The organism is Shewanella sp. SM55, assembly GCF_025654025.1.
GTDB lineage: Bacteria > Pseudomonadota > Gammaproteobacteria > Enterobacterales > Shewanellaceae > Shewanella > Shewanella oncorhynchi.
The window spans coordinates 74,060-91,490 of the sequence record NZ_JAKKRS010000018.1 but is presented as its reverse complement, the minus strand read 5'-3'; the positions used below and the strand labels follow the sequence as shown (position 1 = coordinate 91,490).

Annotated in this window: 17 protein-coding genes; 10 read left to right on the top strand and 7 right to left on the bottom strand. The window is 45.3% G+C overall.

Going from position 1 to position 17,431, the window contains the following annotated elements:
* Nucleotides 1–10 precede the first annotated feature (10 nt).
* Both L5L91_RS19575 and L5L91_RS19570 read left to right on the top strand, forming a co-directional pair.
* The gene (locus tag L5L91_RS19575; RefSeq protein WP_263237462.1) at nucleotides 11–3,073 is read left to right on the top strand and encodes a type I restriction endonuclease subunit R; all 3,063 of its coding nucleotides are present in this window, start codon (nucleotides 11–13) and stop codon (nucleotides 3,071–3,073) included.
* 51 nt (nucleotides 3,074–3,124) lie between these two features.
* The gene (locus tag L5L91_RS19570) at nucleotides 3,125–4,159 is read left to right on the top strand and encodes a virulence RhuM family protein (RefSeq protein WP_126493401.1); all 1,035 of its coding nucleotides are present in this window, start codon (nucleotides 3,125–3,127) and stop codon (nucleotides 4,157–4,159) included.
* Nucleotides 4,160–4,216: 57 nt separating this feature from the next.
* Here the strand turns inward: L5L91_RS19570 and mobI are convergent, their stop codons facing one another.
* Entirely contained in the window at nucleotides 4,217–4,801 is a 585-nt protein-coding gene (gene mobI, locus L5L91_RS19565; protein ID WP_023205119.1) for a conjugative transfer protein MobI(A/C), read from the bottom strand.
* Nucleotides 4,802–5,322: 521 nt separating this feature from the next.
* On the opposite strand from mobI, the gene L5L91_RS19560 reads away from it, so the two are divergent.
* The 4 genes from L5L91_RS19560 to L5L91_RS19545 all read left to right on the top strand — a co-directional run bounded on the left by L5L91_RS19560 (nucleotide 5,323) and on the right by L5L91_RS19545 (nucleotide 7,929).
* Entirely contained in the window at nucleotides 5,323–5,520 is a 198-nt protein-coding gene (locus tag L5L91_RS19560) for a helix-turn-helix transcriptional regulator (RefSeq protein ID WP_024146390.1), read from the top strand.
* 8 nt (nucleotides 5,521–5,528) lie between these two features.
* The gene (locus L5L91_RS19555; RefSeq protein ID WP_023205120.1) at nucleotides 5,529–7,199 is read left to right on the top strand and encodes a DUF927 domain-containing protein; all 1,671 of its coding nucleotides are present in this window, start codon (nucleotides 5,529–5,531) and stop codon (nucleotides 7,197–7,199) included.
* 57 nt (nucleotides 7,200–7,256) lie between these two features.
* On the top strand, nucleotides 7,257–7,601 hold the full coding sequence (locus tag L5L91_RS19550; protein WP_000136520.1) for a helix-turn-helix transcriptional regulator: 345 nt from the start codon (nucleotides 7,257–7,259) through the stop codon (nucleotides 7,599–7,601).
* A 178-nt stretch (nucleotides 7,602–7,779) separates the two neighbouring features.
* Complete coding sequence (locus L5L91_RS19545) at nucleotides 7,780–7,929, top strand: hypothetical protein (RefSeq protein ID WP_023205121.1); 150 nt, start codon at nucleotides 7,780–7,782, stop codon at nucleotides 7,927–7,929.
* A gap of 84 nt (nucleotides 7,930–8,013) precedes the next feature.
* On the opposite strand, the gene L5L91_RS19540 is transcribed toward L5L91_RS19545, so the two are convergent.
* From L5L91_RS19540 to rpmH, 6 genes are all read right to left on the bottom strand, one after another.
* A complete protein-coding gene (locus tag L5L91_RS19540; RefSeq protein WP_052939453.1) occupies nucleotides 8,014–9,183 on the bottom strand; it encodes a site-specific integrase in 1,170 nt (389 codons plus the stop codon).
* Nucleotides 9,184–9,346: 163 nt separating this feature from the next.
* On the bottom strand, nucleotides 9,347–10,708 hold the full coding sequence (mnmE, locus tag L5L91_RS19535; protein WP_263164821.1) for a tRNA uridine-5-carboxymethylaminomethyl(34) synthesis GTPase MnmE: 1,362 nt from the start codon (nucleotides 10,706–10,708) through the stop codon (nucleotides 9,347–9,349).
* Nucleotides 10,709–10,814: 106 nt separating this feature from the next.
* Nucleotides 10,815–12,443 (bottom strand): membrane protein insertase YidC, encoded by a 1,629-nt coding sequence (yidC, locus tag L5L91_RS19530; RefSeq protein WP_105250801.1) that lies wholly within the window; start codon nucleotides 12,441–12,443, stop codon nucleotides 10,815–10,817.
* A gap of 3 nt (nucleotides 12,444–12,446) precedes the next feature.
* Nucleotides 12,447–12,701, bottom strand: a complete 255-nt coding sequence (gene yidD / locus L5L91_RS19525) for a membrane protein insertion efficiency factor YidD (protein ID WP_006083829.1) — start codon at nucleotides 12,699–12,701, stop codon at nucleotides 12,447–12,449.
* The gene (gene rnpA / locus L5L91_RS19520; protein WP_105250802.1) at nucleotides 12,668–13,024 is read right to left on the bottom strand and encodes a ribonuclease P protein component; all 357 of its coding nucleotides are present in this window, start codon (nucleotides 13,022–13,024) and stop codon (nucleotides 12,668–12,670) included. Before rnpA ends, yidD begins: the two co-directional genes overlap by 34 nt.
* Nucleotides 13,025–13,039: 15 nt before the next feature.
* Nucleotides 13,040–13,177, bottom strand: coding sequence for a 50S ribosomal protein L34 (gene rpmH, locus L5L91_RS19515; RefSeq protein WP_006083827.1), 138 nt, complete (start codon nucleotides 13,175–13,177; stop codon nucleotides 13,040–13,042).
* A 445-nt stretch (nucleotides 13,178–13,622) separates the two neighbouring features.
* Between rpmH and dnaA the strand changes: the two genes are divergently transcribed.
* The 4 genes from dnaA to recF are packed head-to-tail and all read left to right on the top strand — an operon-like array spanning nucleotide 13,623 to nucleotide 17,415.
* Nucleotides 13,623–15,011, top strand: coding sequence for a chromosomal replication initiator protein DnaA (gene dnaA / locus L5L91_RS19510; protein WP_006083826.1), 1,389 nt, complete (start codon nucleotides 13,623–13,625; stop codon nucleotides 15,009–15,011).
* 19 nt (nucleotides 15,012–15,030) lie between these two features.
* Entirely contained in the window at nucleotides 15,031–16,131 is a 1,101-nt protein-coding gene (dnaN, locus tag L5L91_RS19505; RefSeq protein ID WP_105250803.1) for a DNA polymerase III subunit beta, read from the top strand.
* Nucleotides 16,106–16,336 carry a hypothetical protein gene (locus tag L5L91_RS19500; RefSeq protein ID WP_147250508.1) on the top strand — a complete coding sequence of 77 codons (231 nt, stop codon included), beginning with the start codon at nucleotides 16,106–16,108 and terminating at the stop codon, nucleotides 16,334–16,336. The genes dnaN and L5L91_RS19500 overlap by 26 nt, the downstream gene beginning before the upstream one ends.
* Nucleotides 16,333–17,415: a DNA replication/repair protein RecF gene (gene recF, locus L5L91_RS19495; protein ID WP_263237459.1), complete on the top strand. Its 1,083-nt coding sequence runs from the start codon at nucleotides 16,333–16,335 to the stop codon at nucleotides 17,413–17,415. Before L5L91_RS19500 ends, recF begins: the two co-directional genes overlap by 4 nt.
* Nucleotides 17,416–17,431 lie beyond the last annotated feature (16 nt).

Genomic DNA, 17,431 nt, shown 5'->3' with positions numbered 1-17,431 from the left:
GGAAATTGTCATGTTTAACGAACAAACCGTCACAGAAAATGGAATGATCGACCGCTTAAAAGGGTTAAGCGGTGTAAAGTGGACTTACTGCCACGGTGAGAGCCTGCCGAAAAAAGCGCAGGATATCTTTGTCGATGAATGGCTCAAAGACGCGTTGTGTTCGTTAAACCCCGATATCGCCAAACAGCCGGATTATGCCGATGAGGTGATTTATAAGCTGCGTGGTGTGGTACTGGAAGCGCGCCACACTGGTTTGGTAAAAGCCAATGAGAATTTTCATGAATGGTTAATGGCCGAGAAGACCTTGCCGTTCGGCGAAAATGGCGACCATATCACTATCAACCTGATTGATTTCGACAATCTCAGTAACAACCGCTTTGTGGTGGCGCGGCAGGTGCACTATATCGCGGCAACCGAAGTTTATTTTGATCTTGTGCTCTATGTGAACGGTATCCCTCTTGTGGTAGGGGAAGTTAAAAGTGCCACTCGCCCGAGTGTGACCTGGCAAGATGGCGCAGCTGATTTTATGGGCGGTGAAAAGCACTACTGGCACAACGTTGAACCTTACTTTGTGCCTAACTTGCTTTGTTTTGCCAGTGAAGGCAAAACCTTTGCCTACGGTGCTATCAACGCCCGGGTAAAAGACTGGGGGCCTTGGCACAATACCGACCTGCGCGATGACATTTTGCCCGGCTTGGCATCGGTACTGGATAGCTGTGAGGGCTTGCTAAACCCACAAACCTTATTGCAGCTGCTGGAATCTTTCGCACTGTTTTCAACCGTTAAAACTGGTAAAAACACCCCACCCAAGCGCATTAAAATTCTGCCGCGTTACCCACAGTTTGAAGCGGCGAAACAGATTGTCGAGCGTGTGCGCAAAGGCTACCCCAAAAAAGGTCTGATCTGGCATTTCCAAGGTTCCGGTAAATCCTTATTGATGCTCTACGCTGCCAAAATGTTGCGTGGTGACAATACGCTTAAAAACCCCACCGTATTGATTGTGGTTGACCGGCGTGATCTAGACACGCAAATTAGCGAAACCTTTGGTGGTGCCGACGTTAAAAATCTTATCAAGGTACAAAGCTGCAAAAAGCTCGGCCAACACATCGAGCAAGACAGCCGTGGCATTTTAATTACCACCATCTTTAAGTTTAAAGATGTTGAGATCGACGACAGTAACCCTAACGGCCTCAACAATCGCGATAATATTATTGTGTTGGTGGACGAAGCCCACCGCACGCAGGAAGGTGGTTTGGGGGATAAGATGCGCTGGGCGCTGCCGCAAGCGCACTTTTATGGGTTAACCGGTACGCCTATTTCAGGCATTGACCGTAACACATTTAAGCTATTCGGCGCCGAGGAAGACCCCGGTCGCTATATGAATCGCTACTGCTATAAACAGTCGATCCGCGATGGTGCCACCAACCCGGTTAAGTTCGAACCCCGTTTAGCTGAGTTGCGGGTAGATAGGGATGCTATTAACGAAGAATTCGAAAATCTTGCCAAAGAAAACAACTTGGACGACGAAGAAAAGGCTGCGCTCTCAAAACGCGCCGGTAAGTTAGCGGTAATGCTAAAAGCCCCGAAACGCATGGCCGCAGTAAGTTCCGATATAGCCAAGCACTTTACCGACCACGTGAAGCCTAAAAAGATGAAAGGCATGGTGGTGGTATACGACCGCGATGCCTGCGTGCAAATGTACTACTTGCTGGGTGAAAAGCTCGGCTTTGATGCCGTTGAAGTGGTGATGAACGTTGACCAAGCACCGGTAAAAGTCGAAGAAGGCGGTAAAAAAGACAAGCTCAACAAAGATTGGCGCAAATGGCATGACGAGTTGGAATTGCCAATTCAGCAGTTGGACTTTGAACGTTGGCAGCAGATTGACGCCGAAGAGCAAACCCAGAAAGATTTGATAGAAAGTTTTAAAGATCCAAAACACCCGTTACAACTGATTATTGTCACGGCGAAGTTGCTTACAGGTTTTGATGCGCCAATTTGTTACTGCATGTACTTAGATAAACCACTGCGCGATCACACCCTGTTACAGGCTATGTGCCGCACTAACCGTCTGTACGAAACGGACGAAGTGCGTAAAGATATGGGCTTGATCATCGATTACCTCGGCGTGTTTGAAAACCTACGCACTGCGTTAGCCTACAACCCTGAAGAAATTGACGGCGTGGTGGAGGGCATTGAGGCTTTTAAAGAGTTATTACCGGCCCAGCTAGAGAAGTGTTTATCCTTCTTCCCTGGCGTTGACCGTACCCTAGAAGGCTTCGAAGGCATCATGGCGGCGCAAGAATGCTTGCCAACCAATGCAACACGTGATGAGTTTGCCGCGAGCTTTGGCGTATTAGCCAAACTTTGGTCGGCCATTAACCCTGACATCTTCTTAACTCCGTACCGCAAAGACTATAAGTGGTTGGCCCAGATTTATGAATCGGTGCGGCCTGTCGGCCAAACAGGGGCGTTAGTGTGGGCTGCGCTTGGTCCTGAAACTATCAAGATGATCCACGAGCATACCGACATCAATCGCATTCGCGACGATATCGACGAGCTGATCATGGATGAGCACGCCATTTTTACGCTAACGGATAAAGAACAAGAGCAGCGCGCGAAGCGCCTCGAAATTGACTTGATGGGCCGCCTGCGTGGCAGCAACGACCCGAAGTTTGTTGAGTTAGGTGAACGCTTAGAAAAACTGCGCCAAGACTACGAAGCCGGTGTCATCAAAGCCATCGACTGGTTAAAAGGCCTGTTAGATGCAGCTAAAGACACGGTTCAAGCTGAGCGCGAAACCGGAGACCATGTTGTCACCGAAGAAGACAACAAACAGGCCTTAACCAAGCTTTTCTTGGAAACTCGCCCTGAAACCACGCCCAAGTTAATCGGTGATGTAGTTGAGAAAATCGACAAAATCGTCAACGCTACTCGTTTTGAAGGTTGGCAAAACTCTAACAGTGGTCCTAGAGAGATTCAAAAAGCGCTGTTGTTAACGTTGGCTCAGTTTGGTTTGGGCAAAGACAAAGAGTTGTTCCAAAAGGCTTACGGGTACATAGAAGAGCATTATTGATGCGGTATTTTAGTGATTATCGCAACACTATGATGTAAGAAGGCTAATTGTATGACTGATAACATTCCCCAAGCCCCTCAAGGCGAGTTTGTTTTATTCACCAGTGTTGACGGTCAAACTCGCGTCGAGTGTCGTTTTGAATCAGACACCTTGTGGCTTTCTCAGGCTGCAATGGCTGAGCTGTATCAAGTTAGCTCTCAAGCGATCACCCAACACGTAAAAGCTGTCTATTCTGAAGAAGAGCTTGAGCAAATTTCAACTTGTAAGGATTACTTACAAGTTCAACTGGAAGGCGGCAGAGAAGTAAGGCGAAGCATTCGTCACTACAGTCTTCCGGTTATTCTTGCGGTAGGATACCGAGTTCGCTCAACACGTGGCACCCAGTTTCGGCAATGGGCAACCAGAATGTTGCAAGAGTACCTGATCAAAGGCTTCGTCATGGATGACGAGCGCCTGAAAAATCCGCCCGTTGGCTATTCTGCTGTGCCAGATTACTTTGATGAAATGCTGGAACGCATTCGTGATATCCGCGCCAGTGAGCGTCGCGTTTATCTGCGGGTGAAAGAAATCTTTACCATGGCTGCTGATTACGAGCCATCTAACCAAGAGACCAACCGCTTCTTTCAAACCATCCAGAACAAGTTGCATTATGCCTGTACGCAAATGACTGCCGCTGAGCTTATCGCCAACCGAGTCGACGCCAGTAAACCGGATATGGGCCTAACCAGCTATAAAGGTGATGAAGTACGCAAGACAGACGTCACCATTGCCAAGAATTATATGCATGAAGACGAAATCAAAGAGCTCAATCGTATCGTCAATATGTGGCTCGATTTTGCCGAAGACCAAGCATTACGCCGTAAGCAGGTATTCTTGCAGGACTGGGCCGATAAGCTTGATCAGTTCTTGAGTTTTAACGATAGAGATGTATTAAACGGTGCAGGAAAAATCTCCAAGAAAGACGCTGATGACAAAGCGAAATTGGAGTTTGACCGTTTTGCCCAGCAGCGCCGCCGTTTAAAAGAAGCCGAAGGCGCGCGGGCTAATATTGCAGCACTCAAAGCCATACTCAAAAAAGACAAATAGCCGCTATCACACAGCCCTGATCTCTAATGAGTTAAGGGCTGTGTTTTAAGATCATAATTATAAAGGATTATCCATCTTAAAATCATCGATATCGCCTGCCATTTTGAATAGATTGGTGTCATTCCAACGGCACAGTTGTCTAACCCGCATTAGATTTGAGTTGGCTCTGCGGATGATGGCAAAAGCGTCCTCAACTGCCTCAATTACAGGTTTTTCCCAGTCTTGAGCTAGCGAAAAGGTTGATCGTAGATAGCGATATTGATCGCCACGAGACAAATAATGGCTGATGATGTTATAGCCCTCAGTTCCCTTTTTGCGCGTGAATTCGTTATAGAACCAATACATTTCAAATTTTCGATCGCGAAGTCGCACTCTACAGCCGTAATGTCCGGGGTAGCCGGGAGTATTTTTGCCGCGGTGAGCCTTGTTGTGCTGCCAATACAACTCAGCAACCCGTTGTGCAATGTAGTAATAGCGCAATTGTTCTAGCTCAACAGACTTATGTATGTAATTCAGATATTGCTGCGATGTTGAACGGGTGAAAAGCATTGCCTCGTCGTGATCTATCTTCTTGTCATCGCTTGAGACAAAAGTATTCCAAGCAGCAATTTGTTTATTCAAAACTGTAAATGGGTCTGTCATTGGATGATCCTCTGTGTTGTTGATACAGAGTCAGTCTATTGTCGTGTGACCTAATCCATCGCCTGCCTTCATGCCCTTTTTGGGCACCTAGGTCTTTTGTTATGGCGACTTAGCCAGAAGACCTAGCCAATTCCTATCCAGATAATTATCTAATGGGGGACCTGGACAGGTTTATTCCATACAACTGCTATCTTCCTCAAAAGACCTAATCCAAACGATTCCACTTTTTATGGGGGACCTAGCTTTGTTTAGTGTAAATCGTCAGGTCTCTAAGCTTTCACATGTGAAAGTTTTTTCACTGGCGCACAAATTGATACGGTAATGTCGAGCAACTCATTGGTGGCTTAGCTTTTTGCTGCTCAGAGGCTGTTTTTTATCTATATATTGAATAAATGTCATTAAATATCAGCGTGTTGAAATTTATTATTGAAGTTCCCCAAAAGGGCAGTTCCAGCGGTCTGCTTAGTAACTGATTTTTAGGATGATGCTGCATGAAGGTTCAATAATTTTCAGGAGGCATTATGAATCAAGTTATACCCACCACTGACGAAAGACTACTCACATATCGAGAGGTGTGTTCTCTCACTCAAATATCACCAGCAACACTGCGACGTTATGTTCAAAGTGGAAAATTTCCTTCACCAATCAAACTCAATGATCATGGCCGATCAGTCCGTTTCCGACACAGCGAGGTATTGGCTTGGATGCAATGTTTGTAGGAGGAAAAATGCAGCTTGAACTACGTAATAATGGTTTATTCCGCATACAGGATGGTGAAGAACGGAAAATTTCCGATCCAATTTGCGTTCTTTTTAGAGTGCGTAGTGATGACCGAATTCGGAGTAGTGGCGTGTTGTGCGAGTGGCTCAATCTGGATGGCTGTTCTGTCCAGGAGGTATTTTTGATGAAGATATTGAATGGTAGCCAGTCTATGTTAATTCGAGAGCGGTTATTAGACAGCGGTTTTTGGATAGAAACTGGCATCGATACGTGGAAACTGATTCAACAATATTTAGTTCAAGAATCGCGCAAAGCGAGTACTGCAACCATAGTGGAAAGGACTGGTTGGCATCGTGAGGTATTTGTTACGCCCAGTTGGATTTCTGGTAGGAGTGATGAACCGTATCTATATCTATCTCCGCGTGTTGCCCCAAATTTTCAGCAAAAAGGATCTTTGGACGATTGGCGACAAGAAGTCGGGCGTTTTTGTCGTGGTAACCCATATTTAATTTTCGCTATTGGCTGTGCCCTTACAGGACCACTGTTAAAACCCGCCGGTTTGGAGAATGGCGGTATTCATATTGTTTCCAATTCTGCTGATGGTAAAACCGCACTTCTCCAAGTGTGTGCAAGTGTCTGTGGTGGTTCTGACTTCATGAAAAGTTGGAGTGGCACTGCCAATGGTATTGCTGCTGTCGCAAGTGAACATCACGACCTAGTTTTACCGCTTGATGAAATTGGCATGGCCAAAGCGGAAGATATCGATACCTGTTTGTATCAAATTTTTAATGGTGCTGGGAAATTGCGGGCAGATAAAACCGGCAAGCTTGCTGAATCTGAGCATTGGCGTGTGCTGGTATTAAGTTCAGGTGAAAAGTGGCTCTCAGAGATATTTGAAAGTTTGGGTCGTAGCCCGATGGCCGGGCAAGAAGTTCGTTTGATTGAACTTCCGGTAATTGGTCAGCATGGGGTGCTGAATGATCTTCACAGCTTTTCCACACCTCAAAAGGCCATTGATCATCTGAAGTCTGCAAGTGCGAGAACGTACGGATCATTGCTGAGATCATTCATCGAATTGATCACGACTGATGTAGTGGATCTTAATCAATACGTGCCAAAGGAATTACAGCGCATTGTTGATAGCTGGCTACTGCCGGATTCATCCTCACAGGTGCAGCGAGTCACCCGGCGTTTTGCGCTGATTTTAGTGGCCTTGCAGCTTGCCTCTCGTAACTTTCTGGTTAATTGGAGTGAGGACGAATCAGAGCAAGCAGTGCACAGCTTATATCGGGTTTGGTTGGGAAGTCGCGGTCATTTAATGAATCTTGAGGAATATAGCTTACTACAAAAGATTGGCGGTGTTCTCGCTAAGTGGGACAAACGACTTGCTAAAGAAGGCGATGTATATAGGCCAACAAGCATAGGATATCGACGGTTTATCGATGGTGAGGAGCTTTGGCTCATCCACAAAGATGAATTTTTGAAAGGCTTAAATTTGCCAACTCATTATATGCGTGATGTTGAGCTGCTCTTCCGCCGTCAATGTCTTGAAAGTAATGAACGCAGCCGTGGTACCTATAAGCTAAAGATGAGCGGTCGCTACTATCGTTTTTTTGCCCTTTGGCCTGACAGGGTGAGGCAAGCAATGCTGAAGATGGAGCAAGTCGATGATGAATAATTCAAATATCCCACTTTCCCACTTTTCCCTGTTTGATTCTGAGGTAGGAGTATCAACATGACTGAAAAAGAGATGCTTCAGCGCATGCTGATGGATATGTCATTGCTTAAAAAACTGATTACCGATCATATCAAAAACGAGCAACGTCCTGACACAACAAAGGAAATCCTCACAGTTGAGGAATGTGCTGAGCTGACGGGGTTAAAGAAAAGCACTTTGTACCGGCTGACCCATGAACGCAAGATCCCATTCTTCAAACCTAATGGTAATCGGGTGTTCTTCAGGCGAGCAGATATCTTGGCTTGGTTGCAGAGTAATCGTGTGGCGTCTTCTGATGAGATTGATAAAGCCGCTGCTGATCATCTAGTTGCTAACCGAAAATTGTATGGCCGGAGATATTAGGTTGATGCTTAACTTTTTGAAAATAAATAGGAATGGTTATATACGTTACATGTCACGTTCTTTAACTGTGACATGTAACGGTTACTCGTCGAATTGACAGCTCAGGCTTTAATGACTAGGTCTTAATGTGCGTGCGAATGCGCTTTTAAAAACACATCATTAGCTAGGGACGGTCAATATGTCTGTTAAACATACCCCAACCGGTGTAGTACACAGCGGTGCTAAAGGCGGCACCACTGGCGGCGGCACTGATACGAAGAAAAATGCCGATCACTGGGTTAATTCCCACGAGAAAATCACATGTGATAAGAACGGCTGTAAAAACTAACGATCTTATTTGGTTGATTTGGAGGGCACTGTCGAGGTGCCCTTTTGTTTATAAAGATGTCGTCGTTTGGTCGTAATAATGCTCTTAGTCTGATGACTCATCGAAGATATCTGGAAAGGTCCGCATGGCCTCTGTGCGCCGGGTTTCCAGAATATCTGCGTAGATTTCTGTCGTTCTGAGTTCGCTGTGGCCAAGCAATCTGGAAAGGGAATAGATGTCTAGCCCTCGGGCAAGTTGGTTTACTGCAAAGGTGTGGCGGCCTGCATGAAAGGTCACGTGTTTGGTGATCCCGGCACGTACAGCCCACTGCACTAGCGCGACGTTGCTATAGCTGTCGTAACGTAAGCCCTTAAAAACCCGTTCTGTCGGTTTTCCCCTGTTTTCCAAGTTGAGCAAACGTACTGCTGAATCCGGTAAGTCGAGATATTGCAGGCCATTGCCTGAGTTTTTGAGCTTTATCTGGGAAAAGATTATTCGGTAGTGCCCTTGAGCAAATAGTTCAATTTCACTCCACACCAGTTTATGAATGTCTGACCAGCGTAGACCCGTAGTGCAGGAGAACAGAAATGCTCTCCGTAGTACATCGTAACGGCATTCTGCCTTGGTAAGGGCCTTTACCTCATCCAGAGTGAGATAAGTGCGCTGTGTCCTCTCTGCTTTGATGGATTTGACTTGTTCAACAGGGTTATCTCTGATGATTCGGTCTCGTTGCGCTTGGTTGAGTGCTGCCCGAATTTTATTGAAGTAGCTACAGGCGGTATTCCTGGAGAGGCCGGTATCTGATTTTGTCATTGCCTCATGCTGTAGGTAATGGCGGAACCCTTCCAAGAAGTATTTATCTACCTGTTCAAAAGTGAGTTCTGCGTGGCGGTGATAACGGTGGAGATGGATGCCCGCAGAAACCCAAATTGAGTAGTTGGATTTGCTACCGGATGCTTTACTCGCTGTAATTTGGTCGAAGTAGTCAAAGAAGCTGGCATTGAGTTTTGTGCGGTCATCTAAGCCGTGTTTGGCTGATTCCATTTCCAGTAGACGCTTGGCTCGAATGGCCTCAGCTTTTTGCAATGTGGTTTTATTGTGCTCGCGCTCAACTGCGTTTTTTGGCTTGTTGTAGAGGAACAGATTCAGCGGCTCGTAAGAGCGCTTTTGAGCCCTTGAACCGTCTTCCGAGGTCTTTGAGCCGTAATAGTACACAAGCCTGATGGGGCGCAGGCCATTCTTATCTGGTTCTCGCTTTTGTATATTGATTTTCATAGGTTTTTCTCATCTTGTGCTCCGCATGTGCTCCAGAATTTATCTTCGGAGCACATGCGGAGCAAGAATCGACAAAACCCTTCAAATCACTTCCCACCAAGTAAAACAAAATTATTTTAAAATCATAATGTTGTTTTGATTTGGTTTGATACGTTTTACTATTTTACTTCCCGATACAGAAAGAGCTAAAAATTTTGCCTAAGAGATCATCTGAGGTGAAGCGGCCAGTGATTTCTGATAGTGCTAATTGGCACATGCGTAACTCTTCTGCCAGCAGCTCTCCTGCTAGATAAACTTCTAATTGTTCTTTACCCAATTGCAGATGGCTTGCGGCGAGTTCTAGGGCTTCTAAGTGACGACGCCGGGCGATAAAGCCACCTTCGAGGTTACTCTGGTAGCCCATGAGTGATTTTAAATGCTGCTTTAACTGTTCAACACCTAAGCCCGTTTTAGCCGAGATCCGGTAAACACTATAACCTTGTTCCTCTGTCATCATTAAGTCTTCGCCAGTAAGATCGGCTTTATTGCGGATCACTGTTACACCTAAATTTGAGGGCAGGCGATCGATAAAGTCAGGCCAAATATCATGGGGATTAACGGCGGCAGTGGTGGTGCCATCCACCATAAATAACACCCGATCGGCACTGTTTATTTCATTCCACGCGCGTTCTATACCAATTTGTTCAACGGTATCTGTCGTATCACGTAGGCCTGCGGTATCTATAATGTGCAGCGGCATGCCATCTAAGTGGATGTGCTCACGTAATACATCCCGTGTTGTACCAGCAATTTCGGTAACAATAGCCGATTCTTTACCGGCTAAGGCGTTTAATAAGCTGGATTTTCCGGCGTTAGGACGACCCGCGATCACGACTTTCATGCCTTCGCGGATGATAGAACCTTGTTTAGCACTGGCTTGCACTAGGTCAAGTTTGTCGATGATTTTGTAGAGTGCATTGGCAATTTTGCCATCACTTAAAAAGTCGACTTCTTCATCGGGGAAATCAATCGCAGCTTCTACATATAAACGTAGGTTAGTGACTTGATCCACCAGCTCATGGACTTCCTTAGAAAATTCACCCTGGAGTGATTGCAGCGCGCTTTTAGCCGCTTGCTCACTGGTGGCATCGATAAGATCGGCAATCGCTTCGGCTTGGGTTAAGTCTAGCTTGTCGTTCATAAAGGCTTGTTCGCTGAACTCACCGGGTTTGGCTATTCGAATACCACCGACTTCCATTACACGTTTGATCAGCATGTCTAGAACGATTTGGCCGCCGTGGCCTTGAAGCTCTAATACATCTTCGCCAGTAAAGGAATTGGGGCCTTTAAAAAACAGCGCTATGCCTTGGTCGATTACTTGGCCTGTTGCACTTTTAAAGTCGCAATAATCGGCATATCTCGTTTTAGGAAGATGACCCAATACGGCCATAGCGACATCACTGGCCTTGTTGCCTGAAATTCGGATGATGCCAACGCCGCCACGTCCGGGCGCGGTGGCTTGAGCCACGATAGTGTCAGTTGTCACGGAAATACCCACCAAACTAATATCTATCAAATCATGTAAAGGAAAAGGCGGCTAATTAAGCCGCCTTTAGTATTATTTTCACTTTATGCTTTGCTAAAGGTAGGGCTTATTTTAAGCCTTTTTTCTCAAGACCTGCATAAATAATCTTCTGCTGCGTGATGGCAACTATGTTACCTACTAACCAGTACAGTACTAGACCTGATGGGAACCACAGGAAGAATACGGTAAAGATTACTGGCATCCATTGCATCATTTTCACTTGCATTGGATCCATTGTCGGCGCAATTGGTTGCATCTTCTGCATTACAAACATAGAGACGCCCATCAGCAGCGGCAGTATGTAGTAAGGATCTTGTACCGATAAATCGTGGATCCACAGCATAAATGGTGCATGACGTAATTCGAAGCTTTCTAGCAATACCCAGTATAAGGCAATGAAGATTGGCATCTGTAAAATAATAGGTAAACAGCCACCCATAGGGTTAACTTTTTCTTTCTTATACAGTTCCATCATGGCTTGACCCATCTTTTGACGGTCATCACCAAAGCGTTCTTTCAAATCTGTTAGCTTAGGTTGCAGATTACGCATCTTCGCCATTGAGGTGTACTGCGCCTTTGTCAGCGGGAACAGTAAACCACGAACGGTTAATGTTATCAGAATAATTGCCACACCCCAGTTACCGACGAATGATTGATAGAACATCAATAGCCAGTGAATAGGAACCGCTAACCACCATAAGAAACCGTAATCAACCACTAGATTTAAGGTTTCAGAAATCGCTGACAGTGCTGCTTGATCCTTAGGACCAACATAGAACTGTGAGCTAATTTCTTGGCTGGCACCAGGTGCAATATCGTATACCGCGCCGCGGAAACCAATATTAGCTAAACCGCCAGCACTGACACTAGAAAAAATGGTGTTGCTGTCAGTTGCGGGTGGCACCCAAGCTGAAACGAAATAGTGTTGTAACATGGCTGCCCAACCGCCTAAAGTGGCTTGGTTCAGGTTACTTTTGGCCATGTCGTCAAAGTTGTATTTTTCATAGCGCACATCATTCGTTGAGAACGCACCACCACGATAGGTAGGCATCATCATGCTGCTTTCAGATGGCTTGATCGTTTGTTTAATCTGACCATACATCTGAACTTGCAGTGGTGCTGCTGAAGTGTTGTTGATTTTATAGTCAACATCTATGTTGAACTTACCGCGATGGAATACGAACACTTTAGTGTAAGTCACACCATTGTCAGCGATATAAGTTAACGGTACTTCTAAGGTATCTTGGCCTTCGGCTAAGGTATATTCAGTTGCCGTTGTGCTAAATGCGGCACGGCCTTTTGCGCTGCTATCAATACCATCGCGACCAATTAGGCCACTTTGAGCGATATAAGTGAAATCATTCGTTTGCTCAAGCAATACGAATGGTTGATCTTTCTCTAGTTCTTTTTTGTGCGAAACTAACGCAGCAAAAACGATGTCACCACCCACTGGATTGATCTGAATGTCTAACTGATCTGTTTTTACCGTAATCAGTTTGCTGTTTGCAGTAACTGCTGCAGCAGGAACACCTGTATCAGCTTCTGGAACATCGGCACTGTGCGAGCTTGCCGCGTTCGCCACTAAGGACGATTCGGTTGCAACGGGTTTAGGAGCTTTGTCTGCTTGCCACTGTTGCCACAGCAAAAAGCTGACAAACAGTAGTCCTATGAGCAATATATTGCGTTGAGATTCCATAGCCTATTTATTACACCTATCATTTTTAGGGGGGACGGGATCACTACCGCCGGGATGTAAAGGGTGACATTTTAATATGCGTTTCAATGCAAACCAACAACCTTTCGCGGTTCCATGCACTTTTATTGCTTCAATAGCGTAGTGAGAGCAGGTGGGATTGAAACGGCATCGAGGGCCCAGTATAGGGCTTATGAATACTTGATAGCCACGAATTAACGTGGTCGCTAGCCATTGTAGCGGCGACTGAGTTTGCGCCATAGCTTTTCTATCAATTTGTTGATTTCAGCGTTTTCCATTTCCATCACGCCATTTCTGACAAGCACAACAATATCAAGATGAGGAATGTCGTGTTGATTCAAGCGAAAACTATCTCTGATCACGCGCTTAATACGGTTACGTTGATTGGCGCGTTTTACATAGCGTTTAGCAACAGTAAGGCCCATACGCGGATGTTGTTCCGTGTTAGGAATAGCGAGCAAGGTAATTTCAGCAGAAGATGCTTTGATGGGATTGGAAAATACAGATTTAAATTGCGCGGGAGTTAACAAACGTAACTCCCGCGAAAAGGTATAGCTAGTCAACTAGTTACCCACTTATTAAGCAGATAAACGAGCGCGACCTTTCGCACGACGACGTGCAAGCACCTTACGGCCGCCTACAGTAGCCATACGAGCGCGGAAGCCGTGAGAACGCTTGCGCTTCAGGTTGCTAGGTTGAAAAGTACGTTTACTCATGATGGCAATCCGTCTTTGTTATTAGTGAACATATCCTTATCTCTAGGATAGAGGTAAGGGCAAAAAAGAGGCCGAATTGTAATCACAATACTTAGTCACGTCAACAACGAAAGTAAGTAAGTGCTTTATTTCTGCCAGCGTATCCTTAGATCAACCCCCAGAATACACCATAAGATGTGGATAACTCTGTGTACGGACACTACATGTAGTAGTGCAGGGGATCTTCGAGCCGATCGAAGGGGCGCCATTATAGATCAATGTGGATCGCTTAATAAAGCAGGATTTGCGGTTAGTGCTGAATAAAAGGATCGTTTTGGATCTTTGATGATCGAGGATATCCACATAGAATGATCTCGCTGGGGATAAATATTTTTTAAGGATAGCGATCCTTGAGATCTCGCTATAGAATACACCTCTTTTTTGATGATCTTTTGGGGATAACTAAGTGGCTGTTTCACTTTGGCAACAATGTATCGGACGACTGCAAGATGAGCTTTCTGCTCAGCAGTTCAGTATGTGGATCAGACCGTTACAAGCCGAAATGGATGGAGATACTCTGGTGCTTTATGCGCCCAACCGCTTCGTGCTTGATTGGGTCAGAGATAAGTACATCAATATCATTAATCAGTTCTTTACTGAGCAAATGGGTAGCGACGCGCCTAAATTGCGTTTCGATATAGGTAGTCGTCCTTCGGCGAAAAAGCCTAGTGTTCCAGCACCGATTGCGCCAACTCGTGTAGCGAATACCCAAACTAAAGCGACGGTAGGCACGACGTTTAATGTCCAAGCCGAGCCTATGGCGAACGCGAATCACCGCAGTAACATTAATCCGAGCTACCAGTTTGATAACTTCGTAGAAGGTAAGTCTAACCAATTAGGTAAGGCTGCGGCGTTACAAGTGGCTGAAAATCCGGGTGGTGCTTATAACCCACTATTTTTATATGGCGGAACAGGTCTAGGTAAGACTCACTTGTTGCACGCTGTCGGTAACGGGATCATTAAAAATAATCCTAATGCCAAAGTGGTTTACATGCATTCCGAGCGTTTTGTCCAGGACATGGTTAAAGCGCTGCAAAACAATGCGATCGAAGAATTTAAACGTTACTACCGTAGCGTCGATGCCTTGTTTATTGATGATATTCAATTTTTTGCCAATAAAGACAGATCCCAAGAAGAATTCTTTCATACCTTCAATGCGTTACTTGAAGGGAATCACCAAATTATTTTGACTTCAGATCGTTATCCAAAAGAGATCGACGGTGTTGAAGACAGATTGAAATCGCGTTTCGGTTGGGGTTTAACTGTGGCTATTGAGCCACCAGAGTTAGAGACCCGCGTAGCGATCTTGATGCGTAAAGCTCAAGAGAGCGGCATTAACTTGCCCGATGAAGTGGCTTTCTTTATTGCTAAGCGTTTACGTTCAAACGTACGCGAGCTAGAAGGGGCATTAAACCGTGTTATCGCCAACGCTAACTTCACGGGTCGGCCAATTACTATTGATTTTGTTCGTGAAGCCTTACGTGACCTCTTGGCACTTCAAGAAAAATTAGTCACTATAGACAATATTCAGAAAACCGTAGCTGAATACTACAAGATCAAGATGGCTGATATGTTGTCTAAGCGTCGTTCACGCAGTGTCGCGCGCCCAAGGCAAGTGGCAATGGCGTTATCCAAAGAATTAACTAACCAAAGCTTGCCGGAAATTGGTGATGCTTTTGGTGGTAGAGATCACACCACAGTGTTGCATGCCTGTCGTAAGATTGCTCAGCTACGGGAAGAGAGCCACGACATTAAAGAAGATTATGCTAATTTGATTAGAACCTTATCTTCTTAAAACAAGGAATTTGGACACGATGAAATTCTCAATTGATAGGGATGCCCTATTAAAGCCGTTGCAATTGGTGTGTGGTGCGGTAGAAAGACGCCATAACTTGCCCATTTTGTCTAACCTCCTTGTAGAAGTAAGTGGTCACTCACTTAAGCTGACTGGTACAGATTTAGAAGTCGAACTCGTGGGCCAAGCTGTGGTTCACGGTGATATCGAAGAAGGTCGTACTACGGTTCCAGCGAAGAAACTGCTCGATATTGTTAAGTCTTTGCCAGAACAAAGCGAACTGAAAGTCGAACAACAAGATAATAAATGGTTGCTGCGCTCAGGCCGTAGCCGTTTTTCCTTAGCGACTTTGCCCGCAGAAGAATACCCTAACGTTGAAGCCTTCCAAGCTGAGATTGAATTTAGCTTGAAGCAGGGCGTGTTGAAGTCAATTATCGACTCGACGCAGTTTTCGATGGCTAACCAAGATGTACGCTATTACCTCAACGGATTATTGTTTGAAACAGAAGGTAATGTTTTGCGTGCGATAGCGACCGACGGTCATCGTTTAGCCTTAAGTCATCGTACGATTGAAGCACAATTACCGGAAAAACAAGTCATTGTGCCCCGTAAAGGCGTAATTGAAATGGCGCGCTTATTGGAGTCTGACGATCTCGATATCACCATTGCTATTGGTGATAATGCTATTCGTGCTACTACGGCTAACACAGTATTTACCAGTAAATTAGTCGATGGTCGCTTCCCTGATTATCGCCGTGTATTGCCAAAGGGCGGTGATAAAATTGTGATTGCGAGTCGTAATCACCTGAAGCAAGCGCTGACGCGGGCTTCTATTTTATCCAATGAAAAATTCCGTGGTGTGCGTATTCAACTCGAAAATGGTCTGCTCAAGATCACCGCTAATAACCCTGAACAGGAAGAAGCGGAAGAAATCATCGATGTGGAATACAACAATCAGGCCCTAGAAATTGGTTTTAACGTCAGTTACTTACTGGACGTGCTCAACAACCTTAAGTCCGATGATGTGCGTATCACACTCATTGATGGTAACTCCAGCGCCCTAATCGAAAACCATTTGGAAGAAGATTCCATGTATGTGGTTATGCCGATGCGCTTATAAACCATCGATTTTTACGTTACCCGTGTCTGTACCTCTGTCTTTGATGTCTATGCCGCTTAACGGCGGCACAGTGTTTAATGCACAGCATTGGCCATTCCTTCACTCATTTACCGATAGTCTTAGCCTGTGGCAGCGATTGAGTTGCTCGTTAAGTGCTATGAATCCTTGCCTACGCCGTTTACGCGGCTTAATGAGTAATGCATGAGCCTGACCCGTCTCAATATCGAAGCGTTTCGCAACATTCAGTTTGCACAGTTAATCCCAGCATCTGGGATTAACGTGATTTATGGTCAAAATGGCAGCGGAAAAACCAGTATTTTAGAAGCCATTTATTTCCTCGGTATGGGGCGCTCGTTTCGCAGTCATTTATCCCAACGAGTGATTAATCACGATGACGATAAATTAACGCTCTTTGCGACTTTAAATTTAGCGCGCGGTGACAGTAAAATTGGTTTACGCCGATTTCGCAATGGTGAGACGGAAGTGAAAATCGACGGCGAAAAAGTCAAACGTCTGTCGACCTTAGCCGAAGCTTTACCTATTCAAGTGATCACACCTGAAAGCTTTTCTTTACTGTTTGAAGGCCCAAAATCCCGTCGACAATTTATCGATTGGGGCGCATTTCATGCTGACCCACAGTTTTATGGCGCTTGGACGAATGTTCGTCGCGTTCTTAAGCAAAGAAATCAATTGCTTAGAAACGGTTCGGCTTACAGTCATATTCAATTTTGGGATCAAGAGTTTGTGCGCTATGCCGAGCAGGTCACCGAAATACGAAACCATTATGTAGACTCGTTAAATGAGCTACTTAAGGGTATAATCGGGGAGTTTTTACCGAGTGTAGATGTGAAGGTTTCATTTACGCGCGGCTGGGATAGTAAAACGGATTTTGCAGAACTACTCGAAAACCAATATTCCAGAGATTTGGCCACAGGTCATACCGTCAGCGGTCCCCATAAAGCTGACCTTAGACTTCGTGTAGGCACTTTGCCGGCGCAGGATGCCCTGTCCCGTGGTCAATTGAAATTATTAGTCTGTGCACTGCGTATTGCACAGGGAAAGTTGCTCAAACAACAAATAGATAAAAACAGTATTTATCTTGTGGACGATCTTCCGTCCGAGTTGGATGCACAGCATAGGCAGCTATTGCTTAAGCAGTTAACGGATACCGGAGCACAAGTTTTTGTGACCGCCATTGATCCTGCTGCAATAGTCGATTCGTTACACACGCCTCCCAGTAGGATGTTTCATGTGGAACAGGGACGTGTAACGGTAATTGAATAACCATTGAGAGAATAAT